The 11,821-nt window shown below is 42.1% G+C and carries 15 protein-coding genes; 14 read left to right on the plus strand and 1 reads right to left on the minus strand.

Features of this window, described 5'->3' with window-relative positions:
- Window positions 1-374 precede the first annotated feature (374 nt).
- On the plus strand, window positions 375-1,298 hold the full coding sequence (locus tag GCU39_RS08000; RefSeq protein ID WP_193726821.1) for a hypothetical protein: 924 nt from the start codon (window positions 375-377) through the stop codon (window positions 1,296-1,298).
- A gap of 144 nt (window positions 1,299-1,442) precedes the next feature.
- On the opposite strand, the gene GCU39_RS08005 is transcribed toward GCU39_RS08000, so the two are convergent.
- Window positions 1,443-2,426 carry a Gfo/Idh/MocA family protein gene (locus GCU39_RS08005; RefSeq protein ID WP_152393028.1) on the minus strand — a complete coding sequence of 328 codons (984 nt, stop codon included), beginning with the start codon at window positions 2,424-2,426 and terminating at the stop codon, window positions 1,443-1,445.
- Between the two features lie 272 nt (window positions 2,427-2,698).
- Between GCU39_RS08005 and GCU39_RS08010 the strand changes: the two genes are divergently transcribed.
- From GCU39_RS08010 to GCU39_RS08065, 13 genes are all read left to right on the plus strand, one after another.
- Window positions 2,699-2,992: a GNAT family N-acetyltransferase gene (locus GCU39_RS08010; protein WP_193726822.1), complete on the plus strand. Its 294-nt coding sequence runs from the start codon at window positions 2,699-2,701 to the stop codon at window positions 2,990-2,992.
- Between the two features lie 593 nt (window positions 2,993-3,585).
- Complete coding sequence (locus tag GCU39_RS08015; RefSeq protein ID WP_152393030.1) at window positions 3,586-3,918, plus strand: winged helix-turn-helix transcriptional regulator; 333 nt, start codon at window positions 3,586-3,588, stop codon at window positions 3,916-3,918.
- A gap of 240 nt (window positions 3,919-4,158) precedes the next feature.
- The gene (locus GCU39_RS08020; RefSeq protein WP_152397134.1) at window positions 4,159-4,887 is read left to right on the plus strand and encodes an NAD(P)-dependent oxidoreductase; all 729 of its coding nucleotides are present in this window, start codon (window positions 4,159-4,161) and stop codon (window positions 4,885-4,887) included.
- A 13-nt stretch (window positions 4,888-4,900) separates the two neighbouring features.
- Window positions 4,901-5,362, plus strand: coding sequence for a DUF2269 family protein (locus GCU39_RS08025; protein ID WP_152393031.1), 462 nt, complete (start codon window positions 4,901-4,903; stop codon window positions 5,360-5,362).
- 318 nt (window positions 5,363-5,680) lie between these two features.
- Window positions 5,681-5,881 carry a tautomerase family protein gene (locus GCU39_RS08030; RefSeq protein WP_152393032.1) on the plus strand — a complete coding sequence of 67 codons (201 nt, stop codon included), beginning with the start codon at window positions 5,681-5,683 and terminating at the stop codon, window positions 5,879-5,881.
- Window positions 5,882-6,064: 183 nt separating this feature from the next.
- Window positions 6,065-6,418, plus strand: coding sequence for a hypothetical protein (locus GCU39_RS08035; protein ID WP_152393033.1), 354 nt, complete (start codon window positions 6,065-6,067; stop codon window positions 6,416-6,418).
- A 341-nt stretch (window positions 6,419-6,759) separates the two neighbouring features.
- Entirely contained in the window at window positions 6,760-7,431 is a 672-nt protein-coding gene (locus GCU39_RS08040) for a hypothetical protein (RefSeq protein WP_152393034.1), read from the plus strand.
- A 216-nt stretch (window positions 7,432-7,647) separates the two neighbouring features.
- Window positions 7,648-8,124, plus strand: a complete 477-nt coding sequence (locus tag GCU39_RS08045) for a hypothetical protein (protein WP_152393035.1) — start codon at window positions 7,648-7,650, stop codon at window positions 8,122-8,124.
- Window positions 8,125-8,402: 278 nt separating this feature from the next.
- Window positions 8,403-9,380 carry a helix-turn-helix domain-containing protein gene (locus GCU39_RS08050; protein ID WP_152393036.1) on the plus strand — a complete coding sequence of 326 codons (978 nt, stop codon included), beginning with the start codon at window positions 8,403-8,405 and terminating at the stop codon, window positions 9,378-9,380.
- A 39-nt stretch (window positions 9,381-9,419) separates the two neighbouring features.
- Window positions 9,420-9,755 carry a hypothetical protein gene (locus GCU39_RS08055; RefSeq protein WP_193726823.1) on the plus strand — a complete coding sequence of 112 codons (336 nt, stop codon included), beginning with the start codon at window positions 9,420-9,422 and terminating at the stop codon, window positions 9,753-9,755.
- 28 nt (window positions 9,756-9,783) lie between these two features.
- Window positions 9,784-10,365, plus strand: coding sequence for a VOC family protein (locus GCU39_RS08060; RefSeq protein ID WP_152393038.1), 582 nt, complete (start codon window positions 9,784-9,786; stop codon window positions 10,363-10,365).
- Window positions 10,322-10,717, plus strand: coding sequence for a hypothetical protein (locus tag GCU39_RS31425; protein ID WP_193726824.1), 396 nt, complete (start codon window positions 10,322-10,324; stop codon window positions 10,715-10,717). The genes GCU39_RS08060 and GCU39_RS31425 overlap by 44 nt, the downstream gene beginning before the upstream one ends.
- 351 nt (window positions 10,718-11,068) lie before the next feature.
- Entirely contained in the window at window positions 11,069-11,452 is a 384-nt protein-coding gene (locus tag GCU39_RS08065) for a VOC family protein (RefSeq protein ID WP_152393039.1), read from the plus strand.
- Window positions 11,453-11,821 lie beyond the last annotated feature (369 nt).

Genomic DNA, 11,821 nt, shown 5'->3' on the forward strand with positions numbered 1-11,821 from the left:
TAATCAAGCTGTTCCTCAGTCATTTTGATGACTTAGGGGCAGCTTTTTTTGTTGCCGGGATGTTGATGTGAGTGGTTGATGATCTAATCAAAAACAAGCTTCACGTAAAGGCAGTAAGCCTGAATTGTTTTCCTTTCTGGGAACGATAGTCTAATAACAGGCTATTGTTGAGCAGGCTGCGGCAGCATACTCATTTTGTTAAGCTAACGGGCAGTTTAGTTACAAAGATAACGAGTTATTAAAGATGTCATATCGAACCATATTATTGCTGTCTATTCCATTTTTACGTAGTATGGAAGTAGGTAAGGCGTATGTCCAATAGAAAGGAATTCTATATAATGTATCAGTTTTGTGTAAGTAAGAATCGGAATAGTATGCTTGGAAGTTCGAAGGTTTTCTCTCCAGAAATTCATTTTGGAGAAGAGAAAGCCCAATTTAGAGGCTCATTATTGACTTTGTTTGGGCAGCCCGATTATAAAACTTCAAATTCAGAAAATGCGTATCAGTATGTCATTATAGCAACGGACGATGCGGGACAATCCTATGAGTTTACTGTTTATGAAGGCCCCAGTGGTCTCGCAATTGGGGGGCACCGGATAGATTCCCATACTATACTGGCAGCACAATCATTCGTTCAATATGTAAAGGAAGTCGCACCAGCTGATTTTGAAGAAACAATGATGTACGAAGATACGGGATGTACAATAGTCTACGGTTGTAAGGACGGGGTTTGTTACTATAGAGAAATACCAGAGTTTACGACAATAGAACATATTAATAAGGAACTGCCGGAGTTAACTCAGAAACAGTTAGATGAGGTACTTACAATTGATTTTTGGGATATTGAAGATGAGGATGATTTATGGTTCTGGAAAAATGATATGTTCTACGTTTCGAATGTTCATTTCCGAACGATTCGGGACTTAATGCGAAAGGACTTAATTGTAACCTTGGGTAAAACGATCGGTTTGAAAGAAGTTAAAGTGATTGGGGTAGAGGAAGGATTTGGTCCAAAATTCAGTGCCGAAACTCCCGAAATGGCATTAATTGCTTTAACGGAAGTCTGGGCTTGGAAAACGACTGCGGGTAAGCCGACTAAAAAGAGACACCTTAATTGCTCCTCATTTGCTTGGACGCTTGCGCGGGCTGTTTATGGATTTTATGGAGGGAACTTAGATAAAACTCATGCGCAGGCAAATGCTTTCTACGAAGTGTATGAAGATAAAATTTCTTCTCAGGAAGACACGCTCCGATTCTTCTATGCATTACTCGATCACTTCAAATTTAAGCGACTATAATATTAAGGGTTATTGAACTAACGGGACACGATAGAACAACGAAGAACAGGCTGCCGAATATTATTTGGCAGCCTGTTCTCCTTACGGGCAGGATAATGCAGGAAATTTAAGAATAACCTATACAACGGTCCCCAAATACGACAGCTACCCCTCGAACGGATAGACAAGCCCCCACTGGGCTCTTAAGGTATCCAGCGTCTCGGCGACCGCGATCGATTCGTCGAGCGTGATCAAGGCGTTCTCCTTCCGGCCTGCCCGCAAGTCTTCATGTACGGCTGTAAATTCATAGCCGAATCCTTCCCCGATCCGTTCATCCTTGATTGTGTCCTCAAGCCGATCTCCTATGATCAATCTGGCTTCTCTAGGGGACCAGAACCGCGGAACTTCAATATGGCCCTTGGTTCCGATGATGCGAACCTCTTGCGGCGTCGAAGTCGAGATGGAAGAGAAGAGCGAAGCCATCTGTCCGTTCTCATATTCCAGCAAGCATGCCATTCGGGCATCCACTCCAGTAGAAGTGGAGCGGGAACGACTGAGCACCTCGACGGGCTTGGAGCCGAAAACCATCGAGGCGTAGGAGACTGCGTAAACGCCGACATCGAGCAGACTGCCCCCGGCCATATCGGGATTGAACAGGCGCGATTGAGGGTTCTCCGCAGCAGAGAATCCGAAGTCCGCCGTTAAGTAATGCACGTCTCCGATAGCTCCGTCCGAAACCCATTGCATGACCTTGCGCGATACCGGAAAGAATCGGGTCCACATCGCTTCCATAAGGTACGTTCCGGTTTTTCTCGCTTTCTCAACCATCTTCCGAACCTGCGCGGCATTCGGAGCGAACGGCTTCTCGCATAACACCGGCTTGCCTAATTCAAGTGCCAAACAAGCATGTTCCATATGGAGATGGTGCGGTGTGGCGACATAGATGGCATCCACTTCCGGGTTCCGGATCATGGCTTCGCAGTCGGTGTAAGCCTTTGCACCGTAAGGCAGCGCTAACTGCACCGCATTAGCTTCCGTACGGGAAAACACAGCGACCAATTTAGCATCGCTCAATTCCTTGAAGTCGTTCATAACCCGCTTCGTAATTCCGCCTGCTCCGATAAAACCCCAACCAATTACAGATTTCATGGACTCACTCCGTTCTCTCGCTTCTTCCGCCGACCCTCAGGGGTCTCGGCCATAAGATTAATTTACCATGCCGCCGACAAGGAGGCTATCTTAACTTAAGCCGAATTCACCGAATGGAAAAAGAATATATGGCTGTCGTTTCTCAACAAACGGGCAGGATAATTTCAAATGTTTCGCGAATTCCCTACATATGGAATAATTTACAAAGTTCGTAAATAAGACGTTATATGAAAGATCGACAAACCATATATCATGTGGGGGGTGAATACACGATGCTTATTGAAAGAGTTGTTATTCTTGAACAGTACAATTTGAATTTGTTGCTAGAAGAAAGCATATCTGAGGGATATAAATTTGTTCAGAAATTAATTGATGATTACACGGTTGGAAGTAATAAATTTAATAGATCTGGGGAGACGTTATTTGTAGCAATAATTGATGAAGAAGTCGTTGGAATAGGTGGCTTGAATATTGATCCTTATCTGGATCTTAATGATGTTGGTCGACTTAGACACTTATATGTTTTACCGAGGTACAGAAGTAGTGGAGTAGGAAAAAACTCTTAGGGATGATCATTGAGGAAGCAAAGAAGTATTTTCGGACATTAACTTTATATACTGAGAATCCAATTGCCGATAAGTTGTATAGAAATATAGGGTTCTCAAGAGCAGAAGGAATATTTAAAGCAAGTCACGTATTGAACTTTGAAGGAAATGAAGGGATTTAAATAAAAGCGTTTGTATATCAGAGAAATCCGATCCATTATAAAATAATGTGTCTACGCATCGGGGGGATAAGCCCCAACCACTAATGCTTATAAAGTGGTTCAACAGGGATAAGATATTGACCACTGCGTATTAAACTAACGGGACACGTTAGTTCAATGAAACAGCGACAGTCTAGGACTTTATTTTCTCGTCCTTGCCTGTCGCTGTTTCAATTTTAAAGTCAGTCTAAAACTTGTTTTATGGAGTCTGGCGGTACGACAATTCGAAATGCCGCGTGTAATAAAGATTTCCAGTCTAACACTTTATTTTCTGCTGACATCTGTTCGAATTAATTTTATTTGGTTGACCGGATTGCAAATATTCTGTAAAATTTTGTTAAGTATGTACTTTGAGGTAATGAACTTACTTAAAGGTAAGGGGATGATTTATCAATGATTCATCAGCTTGAATGTCCAGTGGAGACAATCATTCATGTTCTAGGTGGCAAATGGAAACCAATGATTTTATGGCATTTGATACAATCCAATAAGCGATTCAACGATCTTGAAAAGCTTATACCTGATGTTTCTCAAAAAATGCTTTCACAACATCTACGGGACTTGGAACGAGAGGGCATAATCGATAGAACGGTCTACCCCACCGTCCCTCCAAAAGTAGAATATTCCCTTAGTGAATATGGCAAAGCATTGATTCCTGTAGTAGAAGTCATGTGTGCTTGGGGGGAAAACCATAATAAGCGGAAATATGAAGAACCTGCTTCTTAAAGATGGTTCAATTAATTTGTACACTAATTCAAATGCACTCATAACAAAAGCTGCCACGGGATTTGATCTGGCAGCTTTTTCTCATTTTCAGTCAGCATTCCTATCCCTTTCTGCTTATGCTTACTTTTAAGTAAGTACCTTACATTAAAGTGGGTTCTTATCAAGATTTTGAAACGATGCTACGCTTGAGTCAATCCAAAGATGAAATATCGGGAGCATTTATAAAAGGAGGAAAAAATGATGAAAATTATTGTTTTCGGGGCAACGGGAAATACAGGGAGAAGAGCGCTGGAGCAAGGGGCTAAAATGGGACATGAAATGACAGCATTCGTGCGAAACTCTAAGAAGTTTTATGAACAGCAAGGCGAGCGTTCCGCAACACATGTGAAGGTGATCGTGGACGATATCATAAACTCAGTAAGCGTCGGTGAGGCGCTCTCGCATCAAGACGTCGCTATTATTGCTGCAGGCCATGCAGGTCAAGGAGATGAGTTCATTCGTCTTGTTGATAACATTGTAAGCCAATGTGAAGTCCACCCAAGTTTTTCTGGGAGGGTATGGGTAATGGGAGGTGCCGGCCTGCTGGATATTCCACATACTGATCTCATTGGCAACAATCTACCCGGCTTCCCACCCGCGTATAAAAATCACAACCGGAATTTTGAACGACTGCTGCAGTCTGAGCTCGATTGGTCAATTATGTGTCCGGGAACTATGATTGATTCGATAGAGCCACCGGCGTCGGTTCATCTAAATGTGACAACGGAAACCTTACCCATATCAATTCCGAAGACGATTAAGGAATTTTCCGAGGCTGATATAGCCGGTTACTTGTTCAGCCGGCTTCAAGAGCTGGATGTTGCTTATGATGATGTCGTGAAATGCATGCTGGACCATATCGAGCTCGGAGGGCCTTTTAAGAGAAAAAGGGTCGGTCTCGCCTATCAAAGCGATATTCCGGTGCGCTAAGAGCAAGAAGGAGATGATTAATTTGTTTGGATGGCTCCTCGTTTTGCATATATTGGCTTCTATCGCGGTAATCGGTCCCTCTTTCGTGGTACCCGTCATTCGAAGGTCCGCTAGAACCGCCGGCCAGTTGCGCTTTGCTTTTGATGTAACGAACAAGCTTGCCATTCTGCCTAAAATTGGCGGAGCCGTACTTATTATTACTGGGGTTTGGCTAATGATCATAACCCAGATGGGGTTGTCCCAAATGTGGCTAAATATATCGCTCCTTTTATCGATGCTCATGGTCGCCACGATCGACGGATTGATCAGGCCGCGCATTAAAAAGATCATGCAGATTGCATCTATAAGTCAAGGCAAAGGGGATGAAGTACCTGACGAGCTCGGTCGATTGATGAAAAAGATCGTACCAATCGAAACGGCGTCACAGCTGCTGATGATTGCCATAACCGTGCTTATGGTCCTGAAGCCATTCTAAAGAAGCGTCAAGCCTTTTAACAATCGGCCCGTGATTCATGTTGTTCTGAACAAGGGGGTCGATTATGGAAGCAATACGTTCAGTCAAAGCGCTTATGGGCTGGAAGAGAGATTGCCACGGTTAAGGTTCTATAGTTCGCACAAGAGGTTACGCTAACGGGACACGATAGTTGAATTAGACAGGGAGCAGATCGCCGTGGCAACTGCTCCCTTCTTTATTGAAGTAAAGGGCAGATTAGCGTGGTGAATTTAAAACTATTTCCGCTTATTTCCGTATATAATTAAGTAGTCCAAATATATTGTGTAAGGAGGGGCCACAATGCCGTATATAAATCTGCAAATAACGAAGGGTGCTAGTAGGGAGCAAAAGGCGCAAATCGTTAAAGAATTTACTCAGACCCTTGTCAATGTACTTGGCAAGAAACCTGAACATATCCATATTGTTATTCATGAAATTGATGAAGAAAATTGGGGGTTCAGCGGTGTTTTGACAGACGATTTTCGAAGTAGTAAGTCTTAAGCTATTACGTTAACGGGACTCGATAGTGGAGCAGTATGCTGCGGCAGCTGCTCCTCTTGTTTTTTAAAATAACGGGCAGTTAATGCAAAGAATATTTACTTAAAATGGATTAATATAGGATAATAATAAGTATGTGAGTTCTTGAGTGATCGTTGTTAAAAATATAAAAAGGGGAACAGTAGCATGGGAATTTCTGTTTATTACACTTGTATGAGAATCCACAACCTTACCAACAGTGAGGAGCAAGAGATAACGGCCATCATTGATAAATACAATGCGGGTTTTGAAATGAAGGATATTGGAGAAACATTTTGTGTTTATGACTATGACCAGGATGAACCAACAGTGATCTTTGCAGGTTCAACAAAGTTGCCCTTTTCAGATGATTTTGAAGATACATTGCATGCGCTGTTTTATTGGTTGGCCTGTTTGACGGATATTAGAAGAAGTATTTCTAATGGGGATTGGCATGTGCATCTAGATGATACGGATGCCATTTGGGATGAGGAAACGGGTTGGCAAATGCCAGAAGATTAGTATTCATATTCCCAACAAAGTAATGTAGGGATCTTATGTAAGTGCATGTCCGAGGCAAATCGAAAATGCACAAATTACTCATTGAATTAAGTAGGGGAGACATTCCGCTCTTTACTGCTTTCTTCAGACTGTCTGTTACTGAATTAACGGGACACGAGAGCTCAAAAATCACCCAAAAGAGGCTACCGGCATAAGACCGGCAGCTTTTGTTACGCTAATAGGCAGGATAGTTCAAAAGTTTCGCGAATACCCTACATATACGGAATCATTTACAAAATTCGTTAATAAGAAGTTATGTGCAATTACTTGCAGGGCATATGGGGAGGGTTATTTCCAAGTAGATGATTTCACTTATTCTATCGATATTGATGTATCAATCTCCCATCGTTGTTTTTACTCAAGAAGAAATCGAGAAATATGAAGAGTTATCAAAATCAATTAATGAAGGTCGATTAATTGACTATACTTTACAATACCCCAAGTACCGTTTTCTACAGTATTTATCATGGAAAGGAAACTACGTGTTTCACGGTTCTAATTATCGCAATATTGAAAGAATTGAACCACGCGAACAAACATTGTACAACAATGAACTAACGACAGCTGTGTTTGCAACGACAGAACCCATATGGTCTATTTTCTATGCAGTATTTAATCGAAGTGCATTAATCGGGAGTTTTCGAAATGGATGTCTAATAGGACGAAACAAAAAGTACCATTATTATTCAATAAATGAATCTACAATAAAGAACAATCCTTGGATGGATGGCATGCTGTACATACTACCTAAAGAAAAGTTTCATATGTCTGGACAAGGAAAAGTGCAATTTGATGAGTGGACTTGCAATGAATATGTAACGCCAGTAGGCAAGATAAGCGTATCTTTATCAGATTTTTATTTCTTGAATAAAGTAGCTGTTCACAAAGATAATGAGCCATTGTTTAGTACCTGGATATTCTATAAAGTACGAACTTTATTGGCGAATTCGAAGAGGACAAGTAACAGCACATAACACACTACGCTGCGTGCCGTTTGGCCCTTAGTTCGAAAGAAGAAGTAGGTAGAGAAGTGGAATCAGCCTTGCGTAGCTAGGTCCGTCGGATCCGGCGCGTAATGTCGATTAAGCTAACGGGACACTATAGCTTTGTTTGAAATAAAGGGCAGGACACATCCAATATATGTTGAAATTAAGCGTCTGTAAGGTGTAAGACGAAATGAGAGGTAGGTGATGGAAGTGTTGCTTTTGGACGGTATATCCGGATTCCCTGTCAATGATAGAACAAAGGTTGATTCGTTACAATTCAAAAGGCTCTGTTACACGTTGGCAAACTATTCTAATGGGAAGCTTTTATCCTTTGAAGAACCACATGTATCACAGAACTTTTATAAAGCAGAGCTTGGCTGGAAAAACAAGAGCACAAGCACTTTCATCTTGTTAAACAGTTCCTATCCCTTCGTTGCATTTGCTTCTTCAGTTCAATACTTCGATATTGAATATGCTGATGACTCACTTTCTAATGATGTGGATGCCTTTAGCACTGGATTTAGGGTACTGCCTGTAGTCGTGCTTAATCAACGATTAATACTCGATGAAAGAACTCATACCTTGCTAAACGAAAACAGCCTAAATAAGGCGGAACTAAACCAAATCTTTCATTGGAAACCTAAAACAGTTGGGGAAGTTATCTTTAATTTTTGGGATTAAAGATTAATTAAGGCATTGAGCTAACGGGACACGATAGTTTAATAGCAACAAGAAGGCAACCGATTATCGATCGGTTGCTTTTTCATTATACAACGGGCAGAGTAGTTACAAAGTCACACTTTGTGTGTAGAAGTAAGCATGGAAGGTTTATGGATTCGATGGTGGATATAAATGTTATTGATAAAAAAATACAGTCTATTCCAAATGGAATTTGTTAAACTGAATGAAGCGATAACAAATACTCCGAAAAACGTCTTCGGTCTTGAAAGGAGGCTAGTATGGAGACAGCCGGAATAGTCCAGCGGGCGATCGACTATATAGAGGAACATCTGTATGAGCCCCTTTCGTTGGAAAGCATAGCAGGGTCAGCCATGATGTCGGTTCCCAATCTGTACCGCTTGTTCTATGCGATGACGGGGCATCCCATCAAAGAGTACGTACGCAAACGCCGAATCAGCGAAGCAGCCAATCTTTTGCGTTATACCGATCATACAACGATCGACATTGGGATGGGTTGCGGATTTCAAACGTACCAAACATTCATCAATACATTTAAGCGAAGCACTGGTTTGACTCCGGGGCAGTATCGACAAGCAGAATTCATTTTCAGTTTTGAGCAGATCAACCTGCATGAACGAGTGACATATCTTGAGGAAAGAGATGTGTTCGATCGTTTCCCGGAAGTAAAGGTAATCCGGCTGGCTCCTCAGAGAGGAATAGGTTTTCTTTATGCCGCTGAGAGGGAGGAGGGAATCGAAGAGGAAGCCCTAATCCGATTCCATGCCCTCTTGGAAAAGCGAGGACTCAACATGAACCAATTGAGGCTATTCGGGTGGAATGTTGATATGAAAGGAAGCCGACAGCCATACAGCTACCAACTTGTGGCTGTTGGTGAGATCGTCGCACCTTGCATAGAAGACCCGAGCTTACAACCTATTGAGCTGCCTGGTGGACTTTATGCGGTAACGCGTACTCCGGCAGGGTCCCGTTGCACAATCATTGACACTTGGAATCGATTGGTCTCCGACTGGCTTCCACGAAGTACGTTCGAACTGGGAGTACATAATTTTTTAGAAGAATATCAACAATTCAACAAACGGATTGCTCGCTTGAAACTCTACCTCCCAGTCGAGCGCCGTCAAGAGACACAGTCCATTGAAGTTCTGGAACGTTCGGCGGTGAGGGTCCTCTCCTTTCGAGAAGAAGGCGAGGATTGCGTGATATGGGCAGATAAGGCTTCCGTCGAATGGTTATGAAGGAATGGGTTTATTGGGGATACTCGCATTCATGTATTTATGAGTTGCAGCTTTCCAGCGGATGAAAAAATCGCGTATGAAGTTCACATTGCACCGCCGGAGGAATATGTACCGTCACAGGAGGATTTAATTCGGATGAATTGGTTAGAAGGCGGATTGTACGCCTGTATCACCACGAAAGCTTATGGCTCAATGTCAGGTGTGCTTGAACGGATCTATCGCTGGCTTAGTATATCTCCGGATTATGAACCAGATGTCAGACGCTCGTGGTATTCGTACTACGTTCCTAATTTTGAGGATGTTCCGGGTGAGGGAAAGGATTTTGAACGGTCAGTTTCTGTAGAGTGCTTCGGACCTGTCATTTTACGAGGATGATCTTTGTAGCTGAAAGGATGTATAATCAATGGCTCGAAGTGCGAGAAAGTACCAAAACGCAGATGGTTACAAGCCTACACTTATTCCAGCGGCATTAAAAATGGTTAGAAACATGGATGAGCGAAGGGAGCAAACGGATATGCAGACAAATGAGGGAATCAAAGTGAAAGTGGATGAAAGACTGGAAGACATTACGGGGGTTACTTGTATATACGTACCGGTAAATGATGTTTACGAGTCTATTCAATGGTACAAAAAGAATTTAGGGTATCAACCATCAGACAACGACCGTGTTGAGCCTGGCATGGTGACGGCTATTTTGAATTTTCCCGATCGCAATGGAAATCTGCCTACACCTGGTTTAAGGCAAGCTGTACCTGCTCTGTTCCTTCATAAATCGGACGAAGAGGGCGGTCGATTACGCTTTTCATGGTCATTGGACGACGGCAAACCCCATGCAATGGCATGCTTTATTACACCACGGATCGAGGAGCTATTAGAACGCTTTAAAGAAAATGGAGTGAATATTATTGGGGAACGGGTGACAAGCGGACCAAATATAACGTTTGCTGATCCTGACGGTAACATATGGGAAGTTTGGCAACCTTAATTGTTTAGAAGAATCTATTAAGCTAACGGGACACGATAACTCAATAAAGACATTTGAAGGCAGCCGGCTACTTGTGATCGGCTGCCTTTTCTCAACTAACGGGCAGATTAGTTCAAATCACTTCTCAGAAATTTCCAAAAATACTATCATAGAAAACGAACAAATATTCCCTTTTCCTGAGGTGAAGAGTGTGGATATCTTTAACAGTTTAGACCAATATACTAAACAAATAAAAGATCATATTGCTGCATCAGCAGCTGCAGTTTGCGTTATGAAAGACAATGAAATTATTCATGAATGGTACTCAGGAAATCATCACTTCCATAATGGTGCCAGAAAGGTAGATCGATAGCATAAAGAGAACATGCTGCCGGCAAAAATCGGGCAGCCTGTTCAATGAAAGGGCCTTGTGTATGACACTTGTCGGGTGACAAGAACATATATCGTTTGCCGATTGAGGACAAGAACATGTATTGTTTTACGTAAATGAGGAGGATTTTCAATTAGGATAATTTTTCGTGTACTTTTGCTTGAGTCAACCCTGGACACATGAGGTAACTATCTCATAAAAGATGATGCTAACTTATTATCAGAGTTAAACTAACGGGCAGTTTAGTTGAAACTCTATTCATTTTTTATACCAGAAAATAACAGAAACTGATACAATCAGGTGAGATTCCAAATTCAAGGAGGATACGATGTGATGAGTATTGTAAAAGAAATTAACTGCATTTATATCCCTACAACCGATACAGAAGAATCGGCCCAATGGTATGTGCATAATTTAGGTTTAGAGTTAATGAGATCCGTTCATGAAAATCAGGCTCAGCTTCGTATCACTTCGGGACAAGCCATTTTTTTGATTAAGACTCCTGAGAAGACAAATCTAAACTACATTCAAATAGGTGGAACGGAACAATGTGCACTTACATTGGAAGTCAATGATTTTCACGGACTCTCCAGCCGAATGAAGAACAACGGAGCTAAGGTATCGGAGATTGAAGATAATGGGGGCTGTGGTCTTAATTTTTATGCCTATGACCCAGATGGAAATAAACTCGATATTTGGGGTGGCTGGCCCAAGTAATTTGTCATTCAGCTAACTGAACACGATACCATCATTACAGGAGCCGGAATTATTGGCTGCCTGTTCAACTAACGGGAAGTTTAGCGCAACAAAACATATATACAAGCCTTATGTTTAATAAAAGAACTTTACTAGGGGGAACGAATGAAACCCTTGCATTAATGGTCTTGCTCTACAAAGTCAACTCCCACAATCTGTTCTTTTCCTCCGCCGTCGAGATTATGATCATGGGACTAATGAGCTGGAATCGCCACGAAGTACGCGAATTGTACCTAACACCATATACGAAATCCCTTACTCGGCATATGAACTCTTAATGATAACAGCATGGATGGAAACGAAAAATCCCAACCCGCGAGGCCGTTGACC

Source organism: Paenibacillus guangzhouensis (assembly GCF_009363075.1).
GTDB lineage: Bacteria > Bacillota > Bacilli > Paenibacillales > Paenibacillaceae > Paenibacillus_K > Paenibacillus_K guangzhouensis.